The organism is Croceicoccus estronivorus, from assembly GCF_001625325.1.
GTDB lineage: Bacteria > Pseudomonadota > Alphaproteobacteria > Sphingomonadales > Sphingomonadaceae > Caenibius > Caenibius estronivorus.
On the sequence record NZ_JRQQ01000002.1, the window covers coordinates 432,025 to 455,290 of the forward strand.

General features: G+C 59.8%; 25 protein-coding genes and 1 tRNA gene. 6 read left to right on the plus strand and 20 right to left on the minus strand.

What is annotated here, in order from left to right; translation table 11 throughout:
• Positions 1-29: 29 nt before the first annotated feature.
• Positions 30-512: a hypothetical protein gene (locus MB02_RS05265; RefSeq protein WP_067533525.1), complete on the plus strand. Its 483-nt coding sequence runs from the start codon at positions 30-32 to the stop codon at positions 510-512.
• 172 nt (positions 513-684) lie between these two features.
• On the opposite strand, the gene MB02_RS05270 is transcribed toward MB02_RS05265, so the two are convergent.
• The 16 genes from MB02_RS05270 to MB02_RS05345 all read right to left on the minus strand — a co-directional run bounded on the left by MB02_RS05270 (position 685) and on the right by MB02_RS05345 (position 13,224).
• Positions 685-999 (minus strand): hypothetical protein, encoded by a 315-nt coding sequence (locus tag MB02_RS05270; RefSeq protein ID WP_067533528.1) that lies wholly within the window; start codon positions 997-999, stop codon positions 685-687.
• Entirely contained in the window at positions 996-1,823 is an 828-nt protein-coding gene (locus MB02_RS05275) for a hypothetical protein (RefSeq protein WP_067533530.1), read from the minus strand. Before MB02_RS05275 ends, MB02_RS05270 begins: the two co-directional genes overlap by 4 nt.
• Positions 1,824-1,837: 14 nt before the next feature.
• The gene (locus MB02_RS05280) at positions 1,838-3,223 is read right to left on the minus strand and encodes a phage terminase large subunit (RefSeq protein WP_067533533.1); all 1,386 of its coding nucleotides are present in this window, start codon (positions 3,221-3,223) and stop codon (positions 1,838-1,840) included.
• Entirely contained in the window at positions 3,216-3,566 is a 351-nt protein-coding gene (locus MB02_RS05285; RefSeq protein WP_067533536.1) for a hypothetical protein, read from the minus strand. The genes MB02_RS05280 and MB02_RS05285 overlap by 8 nt, the downstream gene beginning before the upstream one ends.
• Before the next feature lie 349 nt (positions 3,567-3,915).
• On the minus strand, positions 3,916-6,255 hold the full coding sequence (locus MB02_RS05290; protein ID WP_067533539.1) for a DUF5906 domain-containing protein: 2,340 nt from the start codon (positions 6,253-6,255) through the stop codon (positions 3,916-3,918).
• Complete coding sequence (locus MB02_RS05295) at positions 6,248-6,565, minus strand: hypothetical protein (protein WP_156495421.1); 318 nt, start codon at positions 6,563-6,565, stop codon at positions 6,248-6,250. The genes MB02_RS05290 and MB02_RS05295 overlap by 8 nt, the downstream gene beginning before the upstream one ends.
• Positions 6,558-6,827: a helix-turn-helix transcriptional regulator gene (locus tag MB02_RS05300; protein ID WP_067533545.1), complete on the minus strand. Its 270-nt coding sequence runs from the start codon at positions 6,825-6,827 to the stop codon at positions 6,558-6,560. Before MB02_RS05300 ends, MB02_RS05295 begins: the two co-directional genes overlap by 8 nt.
• 245 nt (positions 6,828-7,072) lie before the next feature.
• Positions 7,073-7,984, minus strand: a complete 912-nt coding sequence (locus tag MB02_RS05305; protein ID WP_067533548.1) for a site-specific integrase — start codon at positions 7,982-7,984, stop codon at positions 7,073-7,075.
• A gap of 6 nt (positions 7,985-7,990) precedes the next feature.
• Positions 7,991-8,293, minus strand: coding sequence for an Arm DNA-binding domain-containing protein (locus MB02_RS05310; protein WP_067533551.1), 303 nt, complete (start codon positions 8,291-8,293; stop codon positions 7,991-7,993).
• Between the two features lie 234 nt (positions 8,294-8,527).
• On the minus strand, positions 8,528-9,034 hold the full coding sequence (locus MB02_RS05315) for a tyrosine-type recombinase/integrase (protein WP_170304632.1): 507 nt from the start codon (positions 9,032-9,034) through the stop codon (positions 8,528-8,530).
• On the minus strand, positions 9,022-9,756 hold the full coding sequence (locus MB02_RS05320; protein ID WP_170304633.1) for an integrase arm-type DNA-binding domain-containing protein: 735 nt from the start codon (positions 9,754-9,756) through the stop codon (positions 9,022-9,024). Before MB02_RS05320 ends, MB02_RS05315 begins: the two co-directional genes overlap by 13 nt.
• Before the next feature lie 190 nt (positions 9,757-9,946).
• Positions 9,947-10,023: transfer RNA gene (locus MB02_RS05325), tRNA-Met, on the minus strand.
• Positions 10,024-10,091: 68 nt separating this feature from the next.
• Positions 10,092-10,634, minus strand: a complete 543-nt coding sequence (locus tag MB02_RS05330) for a 2'-5' RNA ligase family protein (protein WP_067533560.1) — start codon at positions 10,632-10,634, stop codon at positions 10,092-10,094.
• Between the two features lie 2 nt (positions 10,635-10,636).
• A complete protein-coding gene (gene mltG / locus MB02_RS05335; protein WP_067533563.1) occupies positions 10,637-11,608 on the minus strand; it encodes an endolytic transglycosylase MltG in 972 nt (323 codons plus the stop codon).
• Between the two features lies 1 nt (position 11,609).
• The gene (gene fabF, locus MB02_RS05340) at positions 11,610-12,872 is read right to left on the minus strand and encodes a beta-ketoacyl-ACP synthase II (protein ID WP_067533566.1); all 1,263 of its coding nucleotides are present in this window, start codon (positions 12,870-12,872) and stop codon (positions 11,610-11,612) included.
• Between the two features lie 115 nt (positions 12,873-12,987).
• Positions 12,988-13,224 carry an acyl carrier protein gene (locus MB02_RS05345; protein WP_067533569.1) on the minus strand — a complete coding sequence of 79 codons (237 nt, stop codon included), beginning with the start codon at positions 13,222-13,224 and terminating at the stop codon, positions 12,988-12,990.
• 211 nt (positions 13,225-13,435) lie between these two features.
• Between MB02_RS05345 and MB02_RS05350 the strand changes: the two genes are divergently transcribed.
• Positions 13,436-13,936, plus strand: a complete 501-nt coding sequence (locus MB02_RS05350; RefSeq protein ID WP_235829430.1) for a ferritin-like domain-containing protein — start codon at positions 13,436-13,438, stop codon at positions 13,934-13,936.
• Between the two features lie 62 nt (positions 13,937-13,998).
• On the opposite strand, the gene aspS is transcribed toward MB02_RS05350, so the two are convergent.
• Positions 13,999-15,789, minus strand: coding sequence for an aspartate--tRNA ligase (gene aspS, locus MB02_RS05355; protein WP_067533572.1), 1,791 nt, complete (start codon positions 15,787-15,789; stop codon positions 13,999-14,001).
• Between the two features lie 125 nt (positions 15,790-15,914).
• On the opposite strand from aspS, the gene rnd reads away from it, so the two are divergent.
• Both rnd and MB02_RS05365 read left to right on the plus strand, forming a co-directional pair.
• A complete protein-coding gene (rnd, locus tag MB02_RS05360) occupies positions 15,915-17,108 on the plus strand; it encodes a ribonuclease D (RefSeq protein WP_067533575.1) in 1,194 nt (397 codons plus the stop codon).
• Positions 17,105-18,001 carry a hydrogen peroxide-inducible genes activator gene (locus MB02_RS05365; protein ID WP_067533578.1) on the plus strand — a complete coding sequence of 299 codons (897 nt, stop codon included), beginning with the start codon at positions 17,105-17,107 and terminating at the stop codon, positions 17,999-18,001. Before rnd ends, MB02_RS05365 begins: the two co-directional genes overlap by 4 nt.
• A 12-nt stretch (positions 18,002-18,013) precedes the next feature.
• On the opposite strand, the gene MB02_RS05370 is transcribed toward MB02_RS05365, so the two are convergent.
• Positions 18,014-19,015 (minus strand): sensor histidine kinase, encoded by a 1,002-nt coding sequence (locus tag MB02_RS05370; RefSeq protein WP_067534176.1) that lies wholly within the window; start codon positions 19,013-19,015, stop codon positions 18,014-18,016.
• A 263-nt stretch (positions 19,016-19,278) separates the two neighbouring features.
• Here MB02_RS05370 and MB02_RS05375 point away from each other — a divergent pair, with 263 nt between their 5' ends.
• Positions 19,279-19,845: a DUF1993 domain-containing protein gene (locus MB02_RS05375; RefSeq protein ID WP_067533582.1), complete on the plus strand. Its 567-nt coding sequence runs from the start codon at positions 19,279-19,281 to the stop codon at positions 19,843-19,845.
• A gap of 143 nt (positions 19,846-19,988) precedes the next feature.
• On the opposite strand, the gene MB02_RS05380 is transcribed toward MB02_RS05375, so the two are convergent.
• Both MB02_RS05380 and pgsA read right to left on the minus strand, forming a co-directional pair.
• Positions 19,989-20,858, minus strand: a complete 870-nt coding sequence (locus tag MB02_RS05380) for an OmpA family protein (RefSeq protein WP_067533584.1) — start codon at positions 20,856-20,858, stop codon at positions 19,989-19,991.
• Between the two features lie 370 nt (positions 20,859-21,228).
• Positions 21,229-21,822, minus strand: a complete 594-nt coding sequence (pgsA, locus tag MB02_RS05385) for a CDP-diacylglycerol--glycerol-3-phosphate 3-phosphatidyltransferase (protein WP_067534180.1) — start codon at positions 21,820-21,822, stop codon at positions 21,229-21,231.
• 113 nt (positions 21,823-21,935) lie between these two features.
• Here pgsA and MB02_RS05390 point away from each other — a divergent pair, with 113 nt between their 5' ends.
• The gene (locus MB02_RS05390) at positions 21,936-23,264 is read left to right on the plus strand and encodes an MFS transporter (RefSeq protein ID WP_067533587.1); all 1,329 of its coding nucleotides are present in this window, start codon (positions 21,936-21,938) and stop codon (positions 23,262-23,264) included.
• Positions 23,265-23,266 lie beyond the last annotated feature (2 nt).

The following is a 23,266-nucleotide window of genomic DNA, read 5'->3' on the forward strand; positions in this document are numbered from 1 at the left end:
CTGACGTGAAACGGAAAGGTCGAGCGACAATGGATTTGAAGCAGTTTTCTCCTCCTGAGTTGCTCGGCCTTCACGCGGCCATTGGGGAGGAGCTTCGAGAACGAGGCATTGTCCGTAGCTCTAACAACCCTGTGGGCGACTTCGCGGAATACCTGTTTTGCAAGGCCTTTGGTTGGACCCAAGCGGGAAATTCCGCGAAGAGCGCTGATGCGCTTTGCTCTGCAGGAAAGCTGTATCAGGTGAAATCGAGAAGACCGACGCGCCACAATTCTTCGCGGCAATTGAGCGCCATTCGAGACTTGGACAAGGGCGGATTCGATTATCTTGCTGGTGTCATATTCTCAGAAGATTACTCAGTCGAGCGGGCTGCAATCATTCCTTACGACTTGGTGCTGGCGAACGCATCGTATGTCGAACGGACCAATAGCTGGAAATTCTACCTTCGCGACTCGGTCTGGGATTGGCCGGACGTCGAAGACGTGACGATGGAAGTACGCGCGGCCTGCGACTAGCTCGGCTCAAACGGGCTGACGTCGCGGGTCCGGCAGTCGCCGCACAAGCGGTTGCCGGGGCCGTGGCTCATGAAGGGCTTGCGGCAGCGTAGACACGGGCGCTCTTGCTCGGCCGGTTTGACATACCTGACCCCGGAACCGGCTTCATCCGCCGCGACAATGCCATGCGGCCTCATTCCTTCTCTCCCTCGTCGTCAAGATCGGGCGCGTCGGGCTGCCAGACTAGATCGCCGCCGTACCGCGCCACCGCTTCGTCGCGCGCGTCGAGGTATTGCAGGTTCATGCGCGGATCGCCGTTGAACACGTCGAGGTCCGATTGCCGGGGTTCATGCCCGCGAGAGAGGTCGCCCAAGGCGCGGTCCAGCGCCTTGGTGCGGGCCTCCTTGACCAACCGCATACCGAGCTCGTCGGCCGTTTCCTCCTTTGCCCCGGTACTATGCTTTCCCACCCAGGCATCGGCCAGCAGTCGCGAAATGGGATCGCTCACCGGCCTACCTCTCCGAGCACCCGCAGGCTCTTGGCCGCCTTCGCCGCCGGGACGTTCCGCAGCGCGGAAATGTCGCCCATCCGCTTCACCAGGGCGCTGGTGGAGGTGCAGACATGGTCGATTGCCGCCTCGGTCGCGGCAAGCTGTGCGCTGTCCACCGGGGCGAACTTGGCAGCGGCACGGGCCCGGAGCATTTCGTGCGTTGCCGGTTCGAGCCCAGAGAGGAACGGCTGAGCATGGATGACGGCCGCGACGGTGGGCAAGTCGCCCTGGTCGATAGCCTGCGCCACGAAGCTGGTCCGCTCGTCGGGCTTCTTCACCGCCTTGATATGGGCGCGGACCTCCGCAGCCAGGGCGAGCCCTTCGGGCGTCTTGCGCGTCGGATGGTCCAGCGCTGTTGCAACGCGGGTGGCGAGCGTATCGCGGTAGCCGTTCAACTCCGTCACCCGCCGGTCGATGGTCGGGGCGACCCTGTCGAAGGCCTTTTCAGCGGAGGTGATAAACTCTTCCGCGTCCACCACGCGGGTCGGCTTGCCCTTGACCATGCGGATATCGCCAGAGAGCTCAGAACGGCCGCCACGTTCGGCGGGATGCTGGCGACGGCGCGCGGGATCGGCAATGGCCTGCAAGTCGCGTTCCGCGTCGTTCATCCGGCCGAACAGGTCGTATCCGCTCCGCAACGCTTCGCGCGCGGCGGCCAGCACATTGGTGCCCAGGGTGCCTTCGGTGGCGAGCGGTTCACCGATGCCCAAGAGGCTGTCGGGGTGGAGGCTGATCGGCACATCGGCGCGGACGGGGGTACTTTCGTCGAGAATGCGGGGCATGGTCGGTTTCCTTCTCAGTAGTGGCCAGCAACGATCCGTCCGTGACTGGCCAGCATCACGGGGGAATTTACGAGGTAGCGAATGGCGTCCGCCGCATGGTCAGCGGCGGTCGTGTCCACGTCCTCCATCCGCACGTCATCGCGCGGGAGCAGCGGGAGGGTTTCGAGCGCGTATCGGCAGCGCTCGGAAATCCAGAGGCCGGGCGTGTCGGGGTCGCCATCGCGTGCGGCGGCCATCATGGCCTTCACCTTCACCCAGCCGGAAATGCGGTCCTTGCGCGGCTTGGTCAGTTGCAGCCCGTACTTGCTAAGCTGTTCCAGCAGCGTGTCGTTCTGCAGGCCGCGCGCGTCGTCGCCTACGCCATAGCGGCGCACGTTCCAGCGCTCGCAGGCCGCCAGCACTTCCTCTGCCACCATCTGGGGCGGCCAGCCCTTGCCCGCGTTCGGGTCGTCGGCGCGAGCGCTATGAACCTCATCCACGATGATCCACGAATGCTTGGGGAACACCTGGCCACCGGGCCCAATCAGGCCGGGGATGCGCGGCTGGATAGCGAGCATGGCGGCGGTCGGTGCCGACCAACCCCAGTCCAGCGCGACGCAGCTATACCAGCCGTGCTCCGAAACCGGGCCTCGCGGGACGCGGAAGGTGCTGTCGGGGATGATGCAGTGCTCGCCAAACACGTCCGCGAAGAACGCGCCTGCAAGGTCGGCCCAGTTGTTGTTCAGCCAGGCTTCCGCCAGCGCACGGTCGCCGCCGGATGATGCGATGATCGACCGGGCATAGCGCTCGGTGTCGATGGTCGAATTGTCCAGATAGGTCGAGGGCGCGAACACCCAACGGGAGCCGTCATCGAGCTCGTAGGGCCGCCACGGAATGCGGCCGGTGACGTGCAGGCGCGCGATGGTGGCATGGAGCGGGCCGCCGGGGTTGCCGAGTACGATCATGCGGGTCGGAATGCCAGCCGGGCCGCGCAGGTTGGCGCGGAGCATGTTGATGTGGCGCAGAGTGGTGAAGTTGGTGATCTCATCGACCGCCAGCAGGTTTGCCTCCTGCCCCTGCCACTTGGCCACGTCCTTCTTGTGGCCCAGATTGCCCAGGGTGACGATGGCCCCGTTCGGGCAGCGAATGATGAAGTCGGCGCGGTTGCTGCTGATGCCGCCGGGGAACGCATCGCGGAACAGGGCTTCGAGTTCGTCCCAGAGGTTCGCCAGCGACTTGTAGGTGGCGCGCAGGATCAGGACGCGGGCCTTATCCTCGTACTGGACACAGTGCCGCAGGGCCAGCAGCGCCAGGGCGGTCGTCTTGCCGGAGCCACGGCCGCCGAGCATGGCGATGTTGAGGTCTTCGGGGATGGCCAGCACCCGCTCCTGCCAGGGCGTCGGCGTGGTGAGCTTACTCATCGGCCGAGCTCCCTTGCTGGCGCTCGGCCTCGATCATTGCCGAGTAGGCCTTGGCCTCCATCGCGGCCGGAAGATTGATCTGCACAGCGACCTTGGGGACAGTGTCGGTCTGGCCGTTGTCGCGGTAGCCAAACATGGACTTCAGGGCGAACATGGCCGCCACGATGTTGTCCTTGCGGGCCGCCTCCACGAGGCTGCTGGCGAGCTCGAATTCCAGGCCAGCGCGCCCCTCAGCAAAGGCCTCGTCCACCTCAGACTGGCGCTTCCGGCACTGGTTGAATGTCTCCCGGCTCACGCCCAGGGCGGCAGCGATGCTCGGCACCGGATGGCCCAGCCGTGCCATGTTGCGGACAATGTCCAAGGCCGGGGGCAGGAAGGCGTGGTCGGCGGGCGCTCGGCCTCCCCATGCCCAAGAAGCGAGCGGGCAAAGGTCGGTAGGGTCGGTAACAGGTCGGTAATCGCCAACCCCTTGTAATTCCACCACTCTACCGACTTTACCGACCTTACCGACTTAGAAGAGGTCAGTAGGTAACGGTATACACCGCCCTCCCCTGGGCCCTCTGCCTTGCGAACACATTTGGGCCGGTTAAGTCGGTAAGGTCGGCAATCCCTCACGATTACAGGCGCTTGGGCGTTACCGACTTGGCCCAAGGTCGGTTGCAGGTCGGTAATAGGTCGGTAGTCGGTAGCCATCAGAACGTCCCCCGCGCCGGATCGCCACCGTCCTGCATTGCAACCCAGCAATCGGTGTCGTCCCACGCCACTGGCGTACACACGCGGTCCCATGCCGCTCGCGCTTCCGGCAGCGTCGGCAGCACAAAGCCGCTCGGCCGCGACCGACGCACCTTCTCGAAGCCCAGCCGCTTCAACAGGTCCGACACCTGGTTGAGCGAAACGTCACTGCGCCGGTTGCGCTCAGCGGCGAGTGCCCGGAGCGCCGTTGTGGCGACAAAGGGTTGATCGACGCCTGGCCAGCGGTCGGAGGGGATTACGCCCTCGCGTAGCAAGTCGAGGAACACGGCGTCGAAGCCGTCGAGCGTGGCCGCCTGTTGCTCGCGCCGCGCGCTGGTGTCGGGGATCGCTTGCCGGGGGTGCCAGGTGCCGAGCTCCATCGCCAACAGGTCGTGCAGCATGGCTTCAAGCCCACCATTGTCGAGCTCGGCATTCAGAGCGCGGAAATAGGCTTCATCCTGCCCCCGGTCGTTCGACACCCCGAACACTGCAAAGCGGCGGTCGTCGATATCGACGGGCACCACCCAATCATCGTTCGAGGCCATCACCACCTTGGCGTAGTTGGGGGCTTCCACGATATCCCGGCCCTTGCCCTCGATTGGCAGCGTCGGTTCGGTGAGCAGCGCCTTGAGCACCCCGCGCGCAGCGCGGTCGTCGGGCCGTATCGCCTCATCCGCAAACAACAGGCACACATCGCGCAAGTGGGAGTTGAAGCGCCCGGCCACCTGGGCGGGAGAGGTCAGGTGTAGGCCGTGCTGCCCAAACAGCTTGCGCATGGCCCGGCCGAACGTGCCCTTCCCCGTGCCCATGCCGCCCTTGAACACAAGTGCCACCTCGGCCGGAAACTCAGGATGCTGCACTGCCCAGGCGGCCCAGCGGATGATGTAGTCTGCGCTCGTCTCATCACCGCCCGCGAGAATGTCGCGGATGTGGGCGCGCATGAGCGACCAGTCACCCGGCACGGGGTCGAGCCCGAAGCCGCGCCAGAGATTGAGGTAGCCGTTGACCGTCTCGGCACCACCCGGCCGGAAGATGAGCCCGCGCACCTGGCGACGCTTCGGGTTGTCCAGCCACCACTTGCCCTGCGGCTTGTAGGTTGGCTGGCCCTTCGCATCGGTCCCGGCCTGCACGAGCTTGTGCATGTAGCGGTTGCGGAAGTCTTCGAACGACTGGAAAGACAGATGTTCGCGGCCGTCGCCATTTGCCGGCACCCATGCCGCCACCCGGCATTTGCCGCCGTCATTCTCAATCACGAAATGGCGGTCGTTCATCTCAAGCAGGATCGGATCGTCCGCAAAGATGCGCGCCCGCGCAATCTGACGCACGGCATAGGCTTCGGCCTTCCGTCCCTTGTCCAACACGCTTTCCGAGATGCCGAACGCGGGGTCGGTAACGATGGCCATAGCCACTTCATCCGGCACGTCGCACCGCGCCAGGTGGCAGAGCACATCAAACAACCAGGCAGAGCGGCTATCGTCGCCCTCCTTCTTTTCGTCAGGGTGGCGGCCGTGGTTGATGATGACCTTCACCCGGTCAGGCACCCACCACTGGTCGAGCTCGTCCAGCGAACCCAGCCGCGCGCCTACAGATGGCGGCGGCAGAGTGCCCTCAGCGCCCCCTGGCGAAGCGGCCTGCACAGCGGGAGCGGGCTCGAAGCGCGAGAGCGGATAAGAAGGCCAGTCGCCTATTGGCACCACATGCGCCAGCATCGGCACCCGGCCCTTCTTCGCCTTGCGTTCGTCCGGCACGTTGACCGTACCCGGAAGGCGCATAATCCGGTCGATGTTGTGGCACTGGTCAGCGCCGAACAGCGTCTCAAGGCGCTGGTTGTAGCGCTTCGCGTCTTCCGCCTGGGCAAGGTCGCCATTGATCGGGATCGGCTCTTTCAACCGCCAGAAGCCTTGATAGCCGCCGCCAGAGAACACGATGACGGTCGGCGCGGGCACCCCGGCCGGAAGGTTGGCGGTGAGCAAGCCCAAGGCGCGGGCGCGTTCGGCTTCTAGGTCTTCCCCCACGCGGGGGTCGATATCGACATGGAGCCAGCGCATTTCGGCAATGTCTTCGCGCTCGGCCTTCTTGGTCAGGTCGCGCAGCGGCCGGTTCACGCTGAAATAGATATTGCGGCGGCCGTTGTATTTGCCCAGCCAGGTGGCCAGCCCATCTTCCATGCCCGGCCGGAAAGTGCGGGTTTCGATGCGTTTCCGGTCGGGCTGGATGGCCGTCAACACCCAGGGGCCTTCTGGCTCGAAGCGGGTCAGGAAGTCGATGGCGGCGGGGGTGTCCGGTGCGACCTCATGCATAGCAGAGCATCCGCGCGGCTTCGGCGCGGGTCGCTTCCGCGATGCCCGGCGGGAGACAGCCCAAGAGGCGGTCGCTGGAAGCATCGCAACGGGCCTGCACCCGGCTCGCCCAGTCCAGCCCTTCGGCCTCGCGCTCCATTTCGAACACCGTTTCGGCAAACTCGGCCGCGCGCTCGGCGGCATAACGGAGAGCGAAAGGCAATTCGCTGATTGCGAAGATGCACCCCGTTTCCGATGTTGCCGACTGCTGGTTGGCTTCGGTCAGGCCCGCTCCGGTCCCCACCGGGGCGGGTCTTTTCTTGTTAGCCATGCTCCCCTCCATCCGAGAGAAGCCAGCCGTCCAGGTCGTTCACATTGTAGCGAACGACGCGGGCATTGACCTTGTGATACTTGGGGCCCGTGCCCTTGGCGCGCATATCCTCCAGCCCGCGCACGGTGAGCCGCAAATATGCCGCCGCATCCTCAGGCGCGAGCCAGGGGGTGGGTACGGGTGGATTGGTACGGAGGTGCTGGGTGACGACCTCGGCCACAAGGCCAGCGATCTTCTCCCACGAATCATCTACAAACGACACGGCCTAAGCCCTTCGACAGAAATGACCCTTTCTTTCGGGTCGGCCAGCCGGGAGCGGAGCTCTACCGGTTCTCCTTTTCTGTCGGCGTCGAAACGAGCCCCCGCAGGTAACTCTATCCGAAAGGCCGTTTGCGGCGGCGAATGCGCCAGCAACAAGCGAGATATAGATCGCCGCGTTTCGCCGCGCAACGCCGCATACCGTTGCAGACGTTTAAACTGATAAACTGTATTAGCGACCTATGGCACTTAGGCGGCGGCGCGCTCCTCTACTTGCGCCGCCTCATCGGCCTTCTTCGCGGGTACATGGCCCATGAAGTAGGCGGACATGCGCGCCTGTTCATCCAGCAGCCGGGGCCACATGCGGTCACGGTCGCCGTACCCCATCGTCACGTCCTGCGTCTTGTGGTTCAGCAGCCGCTTCAAGGTGCGCTCCGAAACGTCCAGCGTCTCGGCCGCGATCACGTAGGACTGGCGAAGCTGCTTACCCCACTTGGACAATTCGGACCGGTCTTCCTTCCACTCGGCAATGTGCCCGCTCGCGCTTTCGGCAGAGGGGAACACCCAAGTGTCCGCCTGCCTGGGCGCGAGCTTCCGACCCGCCTTCCGGGCGCGGATGAGGCAGGCAAGCATCGGCCGGGAGAGCGGAATAGCGAACGCCCGGTCGGGCCCTCCCTTGGGCTCAGGGATACGGAGCGCCCGGCGGCGCAAGTCGAGGTCGGCCCACTTGGCCTTGCTCAGCGCATCGGGCCGGGAGCCCGACAAGAGAGTGAACAGGTGAAACTCGCGCCGCACCTCGTTCTTCACGTTGTCGAGCTCGGCAAACCATGTGCCTAGCTCGGTTTCGTCCATGCCGCTGCTATCGCGAGCTTCGGCATTCCAGGTGATGACCTGGCTCCACTGCACAACGGGCAACGTCCGATCGAGCTTGGCCTGGGCGTAGCGATACAGGCGGCGGAACGCCCGGCCGAAATGGTTGGCGGCATAGGGGCCGTTCTCGCGGGTAATCTCGTGGTGGCGTTCTTCCACCAGCCGGGGATGATCGGCAAACTTGCGGAGCGGCACCTTGAGCCATGCCTTCATCAGCCGGTTGATGGTCTTGTCGTAGCCGTCAACCGTGCGCGGCCGGGAGCCCTTCCGGGGAAGCTCGTACTCCTTCATGTGCGCTCATGCTTCGCCTAGGGTCCACTCCTTGCGGCGTTCCTCGAACTTACCCGCCACCTGCATCGCGCCGAGCTCGGCCTTCGCCTTGGCGCGGGCCTGCCGCACGGTGAGGTCGGGGAAGCTGCCAATGCTCTTCTTCTTGGTGCGGCGCTTGCCCAGGTCGTCCTTCACGTCGCACTGCACGGTGAAGGTCTTGGACCGCTTGCCCACCACGACATAGAAGCCGGGCAAATCGTCACGCACAACGTATTGCCCGCCGGTCGCGAGCGGCAGCTTCTCCACTGCCTTGTCGGTAAGCTCAGCCATTGTAAGACGGCTCCTAAGACGGTTAAAACGGGACCGGGGTTAGACTTTCCAACCACGGCCTAGCCACGTCATTCCCGCTAGATACTTGGAAGACAATCGTTTTCGTGGCGAGGCGAGGTCAGGCCGGTTTTGGCCTGTCGAACTCTTAATCAGCGGGTCGCTGTTGAAAATGCGCGCCCGACAGGAAAGAACGGACGGCCACCTCCCAATTTGTGTGGCGAGGTGGCAGCTTCCTCAAAGAGGTGCATCCAGTTCAGACGCAACCCCTGCCTTAAGTGCGATGGCAACCAAAAATTCCTCCCAGGCGGCAAACCCTTTCGCTCTCAGTCCGAACTCCATGTTCCTGTCGTAGATGCCCTCGAGACCTTTGCGTTTATGGTTGAGCATCAATTCTGCGATATCCCGATCGATACCAATTCGTCGGGCATGTGATCGAAACGTGCGACGCAGGTCATGGAAATGCCACCGGGCCACTTCCATCCCGGCAAACCGCTCCATCCGGCTGTGAACCCTGTCCCGGGCCTTGAACCACCCGAACAGGTGCGGACCGTCTATGCGAGGAGATGCGAAAAGCCATTCCTGGTTGGTCTGCGCCAAATTGCGTCCCCATGGCCCTAATGTCACATAGTTCGCTTCACCATTCTTCGATCGCTCGGGCGGCAATGTCCAAACACCATCTGCCATTTCACTCGAACGGGCTCCGAACAATTCGTTGCGCCTTGCGGCAGTCAGCAAGAGCAAAATGAAGCCTCGGCGATAGCTGAGCTCTTCATCGACGAGCGCCTGGAACAGCCAACCCAGTTCACCTCATTCAAAAAGCGTTTGTTCGCCTTCGGCCCCGTGCAAAACCAATTCGAGTTCAACGTCGGTGCGGGATGAGCCGTCAACTCGATTCCCGCCATCCGGCCCTCTCGCCCCGAACACCAACGCAGGAAACAGCTCAATTCTCCGGCCATTTTGTTTGCGCGAACCTTCGACGCCTTTGCCTTGTCGTAAATGGCATCCCAGCACTCGTTCTCGGTGAGCTCTATGAGCGACCTCGTCCCCAGACGTGGATCGATGTCCCTCGTGAAGATTACTTCCTTGTCGTAGAGCGTGCGGGGTTTGAGCACCTTTCGGTCACCACGCCTCATCGCTTCCATATAGATCGCATGAGCTTTCGCGACCGTCAGGGTCTTCCTTGTCTCCTCGATTCGCATGGCAACTCGGGGATCTTCCCCTCGCTCTACAGCAGCATTCAACCCGCTGGCCCACTCGCGCGCGTCCGGAATAGTGTGAGCTGGATAGGTGCCAAGCGTGAGCTGCACGATCACCCCCGACTTCGCGATGCGCCTCCGATACGTCCAGGTCTTCTTACCAGTGGCGCTGACAATCACACAAAGCCCGGCCACCAACCGATCAGAACGCCTGCCCGAACGGAGCATATCAAGGCTCGAAGGATTGAAATTCTGGGCTTTTCCCATGGCTACCTCGATCAACACGAGGCGAGAAAACAATAGCACAAATCATAACACAACAGGCGTCCAAACCGGTCGAATGCTGACTAGGTCTGTCCAACTCAAGGACGCATGCATGAGGATGATTGCGATCATCTCCAACACCTCAATGCGGCGGAAAACCGCCATTTTGCGAGGTCTGAGATGATTCGCGAAATGGTAGCGGAGGAGGGACTCGAACCCCCGACACGCGGATTATGATTCCGCTGCTCTAACCGGCTGAGCTACTCCGCCCCAAACGAGGCATCGGGCATACCGAACTGCCCGGCAGGCGGCGCTCTTAAGACGGTCCCCGTCGCTGGTCAACTACCCTTTGCACCTCTGAAGGCCCATCGCTGCACAAAGTCCCACCAGCCCTCTCGATAAATATGCAAGGCAAGCCCATAAAAGACGAAATTCCGCGGTTCCAGGGTGTTTCTCAGTCTGTTCTGCAAAGCCTTGGCTTCACCGCGCGTCACTTTATTTTGCACCGTGATGTGCGGCATCAAGGGATGCGAATCCTGCTGCGTCAGCAATCCATGAAAACTTTCAGCCAGTTGTTCATGAATCGCGATCAACGCCGGGCTTGAGATCTTCAGGGCTGTACCGTGACCCAATGGCATGATCCCATCGATAGCAGCTTTCGGCGGCAGGTTATGCGCGGCGGCACTGGCCAACGTAGCGCGGATTTCCCGTTCGGCAGATGGCGGCAAGCCGTGGAAAAGTGTTACGTGAGCCGAAATCTTGTTTCGCTCTGGGGGATAATACATACGCCTCAGACTTTCAGCCCAGGCAAAAACATCGGGCGGCAATTCCGCCGTGACAAGCAAAGGGGCTCCACGCCGGGAAGCCCCGCCCTCACCCATGCCTACATTTCCCCCCGCGCACGGCGCAGGGCGAACCACTTTTCGACATTGGCATTATGTTGTTCAAGCGTGTCGGAAAATACATGTCCCCCGGTGCCGTCCGCAACCATGTAAAGCACCGAAGTCTTCGCCGGATTGAGTACGGCAGCAATCGACTGGCGTCCCGGATTGGTAATCGGCCCTTTGGGCAAACCAGTCATCGTATACGTGTTGTAGCCGTTTACTGCCTGGATTTCGGACTGGCGAATCCGGCGTCCCAAGGGTTTGCCTTTGGTGATCGGATAGATGATCGTCGGATCGGCCTGAAGCAGCATGCCCTGCTTGACGCGATTGGAATAAAGGCCCGCGACCATTCTCCGTTCCGAAGGTTTGCCGGTTTCCTTTTCCACAATAGAGGCGAGAATAATTGCCTCCTGCGGCGTTTTCACTGCAAGATCGGGCCCTCGCTTGGCCCACAGTTCCGCCAAGGTCCGATCCATCGCCACTTGCATTCGTTTCAGCACCGCCGCACGGGCCTCACCACGTTCGAACGCATAGCTCTCCGGCAGGAGAGATCCCTCCTCGGGCACCGGTACATCTCCCGTCAGGAGCGGCTCGGCCATCAGTCTTTCCTGCACCATGACCGATGGCATCCCTTCCGGGATCGTAACAAACCGGCGAATAACGTCCCCGCCCTGCAGAATCGCGAGGATTTGCGAGGAGCTGGCAGCTGCCGGCAACATGAATTCGCCCGCCTTTATAGGATCGTTGCCGCCGAATATTCGCGCTCGCAACAGAAAGCCTTCAGCAGACCCTATCGTCTTTTCTCGTTCGAGATCATGAGCAACGCTACGCAGCGACGACCCGGACGGCACCAGGAAGGAATGCTCCTTCTGCAATGGCCCGGGGCCATACCAACCATAGGTAAAGACGGCTGCGGCAGCGAACAGCACCAGCGCAATCGCCAGCAGGACCTGCCTGCCGCGCCGGAACATGTCAGTCGACCAGCTTCAACACCAGGCTGGCATTGGTACCGCCAAAGCCGAAACTGTTGTTCAGCACAGCGCGAACCGGCCGCTTCTTCGCCTTGTGCGGGACGAGATCCACCCCGACACAGCTTTCGCTGGGATTATCGAGATTGAGCGTTGGCGGCACGATCTGATCACGCAATGCGAGAATGCAGAAAATCGATTCCACCGCACCGGCACCACCAAGCAGATGGCCAATGGCCGACTTAGTCGAGCTCATTGAAACCCCGCTCATGGCATCACCGAACAGGCGACGGACCGCGCCAAGTTCAAGTTCATCGCCCAACGGCGTCGAAGTCCCGTGCGCGTTGATGTAGTCGATATCGGCCGGGCTCATTCCAGCCTTCCTCAACGCCATCTCCATCGACCGGAAAGCCCCCGATCCTTCCGGATGCGGAGCAGTCACGTGATATGCATCACCGGAAAGGCCATAACCCACCACTTCGGCATAAATCTTCGCGCCCCGCGCCTTGGCATGTTCATATTCTTCCAACACGACCACGCCGGCACCTTCACCCATAACGAAACCGTCACGGGCTTCGTCGTAAGGGCGACTCGCTTTTTCAGGTTCATCATTGAAAGCTGTCGACAAGGCGCGAGCTTGCGCGAAACCGGCGATGCCAATCGGACAGATGGTCGCCTCCGCACCACCAGCCAGCATGATATCGGCATCGTCGTCCCTGATCATCCGCGCCGCATCACCGATCGAGTGTGCGCCGGTCGAACAGGCTGTCACAACCGCGTGATTCGGTCCCATCAGGCCATATTTGATGGATACCTGCCCTGAAATCAGGTTAATGAGACGGCCATGGACAAAGTGTGGAGACACTCGTCCCGGCCCTTTTTCATGAAGGACCAGCGATTCTTTCTCGATCCCCGGCAAACCACCAATGCCCGAACCAATTGAGCATCCGGCACGCAGGCGGGTTGCTTCATCCATTTCGAGCAGTCCGGCATCCTCAATCGCCTGTCCGGCTGCGTCGATGCCATAAACGATGAACGGATCCACCTGACGCTGAATCTTCGTATCGACCCGCTTGCTTGCATCGAAGCCATAGGGATGGTCGGCCGGTTTCACTTCACAGGCGATCCGGCATTTCTGGTCAGAAGCATCAAAGCGGGTAATCGGCCCCGCCCCGCTCATGCCGGCAAGGATGTTCGCCCAGGTAGTTTCGACATCGCTACCCAGCGGGGTGACGAGGCCAAGACCAGTTACGACCACACGGCGCATATACTCTCTCCGTAAAAACCAACAGGCCCAACCCGTTCAGGGTCGAGCCTGTCGTGATCCCGCCGACCACCCAAAGATCTTTGGCCGTCAGGCGAGTGCGGCGGGATACGGGCTATCAGCCCTTGTTGTCGTCGATATACTTGATCGCGTCGCCGACAGTGGCGATCTTTTCCGCCGCATCGTCAGGAATTTCGACGCCAAATTCTTCTTCAAAGGCCATCACCAGCTCGACAATGTCGAGGCTGTCGGCGCCCAGATCGTCGATGAAGCTGGCATCCGGGGCCACCTTGTCGGCTTCTACACCCAGATGTTCGACGACAATCTTCTTAACGCGGTCAGCGGTATCGCTCATGTTTTCCCTCTCACTATGGGAGCTACGAAATTGGCAATCGCCCTAATGAGTGCCGCGCGTGCTGGCAAGTGGAATGGGGGATTCCTCAACCATAAACCCATCGCGACATCCACGGCATTTGATCCCTCTCAATGCAATTGTCCTGTGCCAATACCATATCAGCGCCATGACTTTCCAACGACATCGCAGGTTTCGCCGACGCGGTTACCGAGTGCTGGGCCCTGCTCTCGCATTGAGCCTCACCGCCGGCGGAAATTCCGCACACGCTGCCGTTCACCCTATCGACCGACAGGCTCTCGAAGCTGCATTGGATGACGAGTACAAGGCTGAAGCGACCTATCAATCGATCCTAGACAGATACGGTGCAGTTCGCCCCTTCATAAACATCGTGGAGGCAGAACGCCGCCACATTGCCATGGTGAAGTTCCAATATGCGCGTTTCGGGATGGATACGCCAAGCAACCCGTATCTCGGCGCTATCGTACCGGCTGACAGTTTACCGGCCGCTTACCAGAACGGCGTTGCGGCGGAGCTCGAAAACATCGCGCTATATGACCGGCTTCTGCCGAAGATCGTCGATAACGGGGTCCGAGCAACGCTCACACGCCTGCAATCTGCATCGCGCGACAACCATTTGCCCGCTTTCCAGCGGTGCGTCGAACACCGTGGCATACCTTCTGGACGCGGAATGCAGCGCGACTTGAGTCAATAAGACAAACCAAATCAAGACAACCATTGCCGGGACAAAATACCGTCGCCCCGGCAAAACCGTTATCAGGCCTGTGGCTTGGGCGGCTCGACAATTCGCAAATGCAGTTCGCGCAATTGGCGCGGTTCCGCTGTATTCGGCGCCCCCATCAGCAGGTCTTCCGCCCGCTGGTTCATCGGGAACAGCGTGATTTCACGCAAGTTCACCGCGCCGCACAACAACATGACCATCCGATCGACACCGGCGGCCATCCCGCCATGCGGCGGCGCCCCATACTGAAAGGCGCGATAAAGGCCGCCGAAACGATCCTCCACATCCTGCTTCGACAGGCCAACCAGTTCAAAGGCCTTCACCATCGTTTCCGGCATGTGGTTACGGATCGAACCGGAAGCGATTTCGTAGCCGTTGCAGACGAGGTCGTACTGAAACGCCTTGATAGTGAGCGGGTCCTGCCCCTGCAGTGCATCCATTCCGCCCTGCGGCATTGAGAAGGGGTTGTGGCTGAATTCCACCTTCTTTTCATCTTCGTCCCATTCGTAGAACGGGAAATCCACAATCCAGGCCAGTTCGAACCGGCCCTTCTCGATCAGATCCAGTTCTTCACCGACGCGAATTCGTGCGGCACCGGCCAGCTTGGCGGCCCCATCTTCCTTGCCTGCGGCGAAGAACAGGCCATCGTCAGGCCCGAGCCCGAGCTCATCATAGAGCTGCTCCATCCGGTCTGCACCGTGGTTTTTGGCAATCGGCCCACCGAATTCACCACCCTTGCGGGTGACATAACCAAGCCCGGCAAATCCCTCGCCACGCGCCCAGTTGTTCATGTCATCAAAGAACTTGCGACTCTTGTCAGCTGTGTTGGGTGCAGGAATCACCCGCACGACTCCGCCCGATCCGACGATTTTCTCGAACAGGCCGAAGCCGGATTGCTCGAAATGTTTGGTCACGTCCGAAATAATCAACGGATTGCGCAAATCCGGCTTGTCCGTGCCATATTTCAGCATGGATTCGGCATAGGGAATGCGCGGGAAACTCCCTGACGGAGTGACATGCTGGCCGTTGGCAAATGTTTCGAATACGCCTGCAATGACAGGTTCCATCGTCTCCCAGATTTCTTCCTGAGTGACGAAGCTCATTTCAAGATCGAGCTGATAGAACTCACCCGGCAGGCGATCGGCACGCGGATCTTCGTCACGGAAACAAGGAGCAATCTGGAAATAGCGATCGAAGCCCGCAACCATCAGCAACTGCTTGTATTGTTGCGGAGCCTGCGGAAGCGCATAGAACTTACCGGCATGAATGCGGCTGGGAACGAGGAAGTCGCGCGCGCCTTCAGGGCTGGATGCCGTGAGAATCGGAGTCGAATATTCAGTGAACCCCGCGCTTTCCATTCGCCGGCGCATGTCGGAAATGATTTTCGTGCGGGTAACAATGTTGGCGTGCAACGTTTCGCGCCGCAGATCGAGGAAACGGTATTTGAGACGAATATCCTCAGGATATTCCTGTTCCCCGGCAACCGGCATCGGCAATTCTTCCGAACGACTCTGCACATCGACGGAACGGGCGAAGACTTCGATCTCGCCTGTCGCCAGATTCGGATTCACAGTCGCATCATTGCGGGCTTTTACTTCGCCGTCGATGGTTACGACGCTTTCAAGGCGCAGACCATCGAGCAGACTCAGTGCGGGACTGTCTTCATCCGCCACGATCTGGGTGATCCCATAGTGATCTCGCAGATCGACAAACAGCACGCCGCCATGGTCACGCTTGCGATGCACCCATCCCGAAAGACGGACAGTTTGCCCGACATCAGCCTTGGTCAAGGCGCCGCAAGTGTGGGAACGATAAGGATGCACCATCGAAACTCTTTCCAATTTGCCTGCAATCGGGCAGGGGGAAGGCGGCGCTAACAGGGTAACGCGGCGATTTTGTCAACCCGCGCCGGGTGGCCAGGCCATCCTTTGCCATAACCAGAAACTGTCAGATGAAGATACACAAGCTCATAACAAAAACCGACGAACTCGCAGATATCTGCTCCCGGCTCGCAAAGGCTGACTTCGTCACCGTCGATACGGAATTCATGCGCGAGAATACGTATTGGCCGGAATTATGCCTGGTCCAGATCGCCGATGACAAGGAAGCTGCGGCGATCGATCCCCTGGCTCCCGGGATCGATTTGACCCCTCTCCTCGATCTTCTGACCGACAATGAGGATGTGCTCAAAGTCTTCCATGCAGGCGGTCAGGACGTCGAAATCATCTACAACCTGACCGGACGCACTCCCCACCCGATCTTCGACACGCAAATTGCCATGATGGCGATCAGCCAGTCCGAGCAGATCGGTTATGCCAATCTCGTCGAGAGCTGGTTGGGCTTTACGATCGACAAGGGTGCCCGCTTTACAGACTGGTCACGCCGCCCGCTGACCGACCGGCAGATCGAATATGCGATCGGCGACGTAACGCACCTGTCAAAGATCTTTCCAAAGATGCTGAAGCGTCTGATCAAGACCGGTCGCGGCGAATGGCTGGATATCGAGATGGAAAATCTCGCCGATCCGGACAACTATCGCAACGATCCCTCACGCGCATGGCGCAAGATTCGCGCACCTGGCCGCAATCCGCAAGTTCTCGGGCGGCTGAAGGCACTGGCCGCATGGCGAGAACTGGAAGCGCAGGACAAGAATATCCCGCGCGGCAGGATCATGCGGGATGAAACCCTGGCCGACCTTGCCAGCAACCCGCCGGGCAAGCAGGCAGACCTCGCCAAGGTCCGCGGCCTTTCGCAAACCTGGACGGACAACGAAATCGGCAAGCGATTAATGCGTACGCTCAAGGATGCCGAAGCCCTGCCGCATGATGAAATGCCCGCCAAGACACCACGCGGCGCCCCTCTCGGCAAGGAAGGGGCATTGGTGGCCGATCTTCTCAAACTGCTGCTCAAGATCAGGTCCAGGGAAATCGACGTCGCAACCCGTCTCCTCACACGCAGCGACGAACTGGAAGCTCTTGCGGCAGGCATCCGCAACCTCCCGGTACTGCAAGGCTGGCGTTTCGAGATGTTCGGTAGAGATGCGCTGGAACTGGTCGAAGGAAGACTGGCTTTCGCAGTACTCGACGGGAAGCTCAAAATGACGCACATCGATGAAATGACGGAAAGCATGGTCGGAACTGCATGAGCACCTACCTGCCGACGCTCAAGCAGCTGCAATATCTGGTTGCACTGCATGAGCACAGCCATTTCGGCCGCGCGGCGGAAAGCTGTTTTGTTTCCCAATCCACTCTTTCAGCGGGCCTGCGTGAGCTTGAATCGCTGCTAGGGGTAACTCTGGTGGAGCGTAGCCGCCGGGTCGTTCGGTTCACCCCGCTTGGCAATGCCGTCGTCGCCAAGGCCCATCGTCTGCTGCGCGAAGCAGAGGAGTTGTCCGAACTCGTCCAGTCCGCAGGGCAGCCTTTGGCCGGCGAATTGCGGATGAGCGTAATCCCCACCATTGCACCGTTCCTGTTGCCACGCATCCTGCCACGGCTGCGCAAGGAACGACCGCAGCTCAAGCTGTTCCTGCGCGAAGAGACCAGCGCCGATGCCATCGAGTCGCTTCACCACGGCAGGGCCGATTGCGTGCTGCTGGCCCTTCCCTTCGCTACGGGCGACGTGGAAGCAGCGAAGATCTGCGACGATCCGCTCTATGTCGCCTTTCCCAAGGACGATCCGCGCAACCCGCCAGACGAGGTCCCTCCGGCAATGATCGACGAAGGCCGTTTACTGTTGCTGGAAGACGGGCACTGCTTGAAAGAACATGCTCTCGCCGCATGCAATCGCCCTGAACTGCGAGCGAGTGCCACGATGATCGGCACCAGCCTGCACACACTGGTCCAGATGGTCGACAATGGCCTTGGCCTGACCATCGTGCCGAAAATGGCATTGGACGCAGGCATTCTCAGCGGCACTGAAGTGGTGGCACGGCCCTTGAAATCGAAAAGTGCAAGTCGCGAAATCATGCTCGTCTGGCGCAAGAATTCTCCGCGCAGCGATGAATTTCAGATGTTGGCTGAGGAGTTGCGGGCAGGATAGCCCCCCTGCCCTTCAAGACTCCTGAATCAATTCCGCGCGATATCCCCCCTCTACAGCCCCTGCAGAGTGTGTCGCGCCTGCCTGTTGTGCGAACGCCCTCATAAGGTTCGACCCAAGTCCGCCATCGGACGGCGCCTCGCCATCCAGACCCGCGCCATCGTCATCGATTGTCAAACGCCATTCGCCATCAGACACGTGGAAATACACCCCAATCGTGCCTTTACGCTCTTCCGGGAACGCATACTTGAGGCAGTTTGCCATCGCTTCGTTGACATAGAGGCCAATCGCGACCGCGATTTCCCCGGGCAGTGTCAGCGGATCGATCTCCCGATAAATCTGAACATGCGCAGGAACGGCAGCTCTCTCTATCCGGTCAAGCAGTGCATTGAGATATGGCTTGATCGCAATCTCGCTCTCTTCCCAGTGCTCGCTTGCGAGATGGGAATACGCATCCGCAAAGGTGCGTACGCGACCGGCGGCATCGTCGAGTGGACCATGCAAAGAGGTGTCGGGCAAACGCCGCTTCTGGATTTCCAGCATGCTGGCGACGAGTGCAAAATTGTTCTTCGTGCGATGCTCCAACTCGGCAAGCAGGGTCAGCCTGCGATCAGCGGCCCCCTGTATCTGCTCCATCGTACTTTGCGCAGCCCGACGAAATGCTTCTGAAAATACGACCAGGACCATGCAGCATAACGCATTCAAAACAACACGCTCCGCATCGGCCGGCTCTGCAAAATCGAGCGAATACTGGGCCGGTAGAACGGCATACCAGGCCCAGAAGAAAGTGAGGGCAAACGCGGTCAGTCCTGCAAGCAGATGTCCATAGAGAGTCGCCAGCAGAATGGTGGGATAGATCAGCGCAAAAGGTCCCGCTGTCGGTGCCCAGATATCGAATACCCGTCTGATGCCGATCATCGCGATGGCGCAAATACAGCCAAACACAAGCTGCGCCGCAATTTTCCCGGGGCGGGAGACGAATTGCCGACTGACGTCAAACTGGGCGAGGCGCTGCATTGCGATCATCCTGAGCGGGATTGGAAATTCAGGATATTCCGCGCCTGTCACGCCAGCCGACTGTCCCGTGCAATCGGCCATTGCTAGGCTTAAGTGAAAATTCCACCAAGTCGAATCATTTAATATGCCCTCTTGCTCGGACATGCTGCTTATCCGATCCGACAATGCAACCATCATTGCCCCGGCCACTGGCGCCGGAACCGAACTTCTTCTATCGATAAAAGCAAGCTTGGGGCCCATTCAGGGCTTGGCAGAGGGCCATAATGACACCGACAGACCTGCTCGTCCCCACCTATGTCCAGATGCTGACGGCGCTGTCGAACTGGCTCGAGAAGGCGGCAAAACAATTGCCGCCCGAGGAAGCGGAAGCTTTGCTTTCCGCAAAGCTTGCTCCGGACATGTTCCCGCTGTCGACGCAAGTCCGATTTGCATGCGTACAAGCGCAAGAGGGCATGTACCGACTGAGAGGAGAGGAGTTTCCCCCAGCGATAGACCTGCTGCTCGACGAAGGACGCAACGCTGGCGAGCAGCCTGGCACACTGGCAGAGGCCAAGACAAGAATCGATGAGACCGTCTCTTTGGTCAAAACGCTATCCGCAGATACCGAGGAAGGCGATCCAGACAGGCCGATTGCCCATGCATTGCCAATGGGGATCGTATTCGATTTGACAGCGCAGCAATATGCTCGCGACTGGACCCTCGGCCAATTCTATTTTCACATCATGATCGCATACGCGATCTTGCGTAATCAGGGCATCGATCTCGGCAAAGCTGACTATGTCACTCATATGTTCGCATATTTACGACCGGGAACAGCACCTTCCGAATAACGGCAAGCAGAGCTTTCTGAACACGGCCCTTTCCCAAATATCACGTTTGTGCGAACGCAATCGGGTTGAATCCCGCAGCGTGGGAAATCGCCCTTTCTTTCAAGTGGAGAACCGGGGTGGGCAAAGCCCACCCCGTAGGGATATCACAAACCGTCCAGCCCCTTGCTGACAAGAACATTTACGGCAACACGACGGTTCTGCGCCTTGCCTGAGACCGTGTCATTGCTCGCCAGCGGGTCCGCCTCGGCCATCCCCGTCGGTGTCAGCATGCGATACGGTTTCCAGCCGCAAACCTGCTGAAGATAATTGACGACCCGTCCGGCTCGCTTTTCACTAAGCAATTGATTGTATTCCTGACTTCCTGTTGAATCGGTATAGCCGACGACAAGCAGCAAGGCATTGTCCATTCCCTCGGCCATCGTGGCCGTGGCGCAGAGATCGTTTTTCGCCTGAGGCGACAGCACGGCCTTCCCGATATCGAAGTTCACGTTGGTCGTGCTCTTGACGTTATACTTATCGATATCGCCCATCCGGCCGCGAAGCGCTTCCGTCGCTGCGGTCTGTTCGGCAAACCGCTGGTCAGTGCCGCTGCGGATCATCGCAGCAGTCTTGAGGTCCTTGTTCTTGAGATCGATCTGGCTCGCCACCAGACCGCCGCTCCATTGCAGCGTCTCGACAGTGACAGGTAGACCGTTGAGCAGTGAACCGGGCGCCAGTTCATTACGGCTTAAACCCAGAAATCCGCCACTCGACTTGATCCGGGTTTCATCGTTGATCGTGATAATCGTGTCTGTCCCATCGGCAGACGTAACCTGCATCCTGTTATCACTAAGCGCGGAAATAATGCCTTCAATCTCCGGTCCTTGGGTCATTTCAGGTGCGTCAGCATAGACCGTTGCCGAAAGGTCGGCATCAGGCCGATCCTGCGGTTGGGCCGCCAGGCCTGCCGGCGCCGTTCCGGCAAGCAGGGCAAACAGCATAAGAACTTTGGATCGTTTGGACATCACATTCATTGCGCAACTCCTTCAAACTCGAATTACCGGGCCTGCGAAATCGCAGCTTTTCGTCCGACTGCCGCCCCCATTATGGCGTATCCGGCTGCCGGAGCCCCCTTTATGTAGCTTCACTATGGACCGCCTGCGTGTTCAGCCAAACCTCTCGACCAAATGAATGGTTCCCGCGATCGTAAGGGTTGTTTGGGTAATTCGAGTGCTTCGTGCGGCGAACTGATGCCTGACGTGCACCGCTCAGGGATATTGAAGATGCAGAACTGGTCGCCACCGCATCGGCGGGATGACCATGCTTCTCGTATCTACTCAGGTGAACGAACCGGAATTCCGGCAGTTGCAGGAATGAAGCTTCCGACAGAAACCTGGAAGGAGATCAATCCATGTGGCGAAGCCCTACCCTCAGGTAGTCCCAGCCGGTTACAAGCGTCAGCACCGCAGCCGCCCATAACGTCGCCAGCCCAACAGTGTGCGGCAAATTCATCACGATTCCGCCAAAGGCAACATTCCATCCTGGTAATGCGCGGCCCAGAATCAACGCCCCCAAGGCCACGAGCTGGAAGGTCGTTTTCCATTTAGCCAGCTTCGATACCGGCATCGACACCTGCAATCCGCCCAGAAACTCCCGGAGGCCTGAAACAGCTATCTCGCGGATCAGGATAATCAGGCCCGCGATCACGTGCATGTCTCCGACATAGGGACCGCGCAGGACGCCCTGTGCCGTCAGGACGAGAATGACCGCCGCAACCATGATTTTATCGGCAATGGGATCCAGGAAAATGCCAAGCTTGGACACGGCGCCACTGGACCGCGCCAGCAGCCCGTCGAAATAATCCGTGATGCCCATCAGGCAATAAAGCGCAAAAGCCAGGCCGTAACCCAGCGCCCAGCCCGGCCACCACAACAGGAACGCGAGCAAGGGAACCGCGAAAATACGCGAAAGAGTAAGGATATTAGGTAAGGTTAGCATTGACCCGCGGCGATCCAGCCCCTGTTTTCTTGCAAAAGTTCCTGAAAATCCCTTGTCGATCCCGGTCATGACGCTAGGCTTTCACACGAGCGAGAGGTATCTGGCAAGCATTCATGACAACATCGACGCATCTCCTGCGCCGGCGGCGCTTCCTGCCGCTGTTCGTGACGCAGTTGCTGAACGCCTTCAACGACAACCTGTACAAGAACGCCATGGTGCTGTTCGTCGTGTACAGCGTCTATAACTCCGAGGCGGCGGAGGCAAAATTCAGCGCTATTGCATCAGGCGTATTCATCCTGCCCTTTTTCGTCCTTTCCGCCCTGTCCGGACAACTGGCCGACATGCGTGACAAGGCCCGGATCATCCGAATAATCAAGGCCTGCGAAATCCTCATCATGCTGTGCGGGGCTACCGGGCTCGTTCTGGCATGGCATGGCCTGATGACCGGAATGGTGGCGATCCCGCTCATGTTGCTCGCCCTCTTCGCCATGGGGATTCACTCGACTTTCTTCGGACCGATCAAATACGCCATCCTGCCCCAGCATCTGAAGAAAGAAGAAGTGCTGGCAGGTACAGGCCTGGTGGAAGCAGGCACATATATGGCCGTTCTGGCCGGGACCATTCTGGCCGGCTGGATTCCGGTGGAATGGGCAGCCGGGGCGGTCGTCGTGACGGCGGTGATCGGTTATCTGACCAGCAGGGCGGTCCCCCCGGCCCCGCCCATGACCGAGCAGCAACCTCTCGATCACCACGTAATTCGTGCCTCAATCGCATTGGTGCGTAACACGATGCACGAAAGCTGCGTTTACTACGCGATTCTCGCGATCAGCTTCTTCTGGACGATCGGAGCGGTCCTGTTCATCCAGTTTCCGCCGTTGGCGAAGAATGTCCTGATGGCGAGCAAGGAAGTCGCCAGCCTGTTTCTGGTTATCTTCTCGGTCGGCGTGGCGATCGGTTCGATGTCGATCAACGCTCTTCTGAAAGGCAACGTATCGGCCCGCTTCGCTCCGGCCTCCGTTCTCATCATGGGACTGTTCGTAGTGGCCTTCCATCTCGTGTGCCGCGCTTGGCATGTCGATACCGGAGGGAAATTGCTGGACATAAGCGAATTTGTTGCACAGCCACTCGCCATCCCACTCCTGCTGACCTTGCTGGGCATTGCCGTGTCGGGGGGGATGTTCGTCGTTCCGCTCTATGCGTTCCTCACCACAAGGGTGGAACCCTCACAAGCAGCCCGGACGATTGCAGCCAATAATATCGTCAATTCCGGAGCAATGGTCGCCGGATCGGTGCTGGCGATATCATTGAGCGCACTGGGCGTGGCCATTGCCGACCAATTGCTGCTTAGCGCAGGGATGTGCATCATATCCGCATGGTTTGGCAGGATACTGCATCAGGCGGAGTGCGCCTCGGCGTGTCCCGACGTTCCGTCCGGCCACTGACT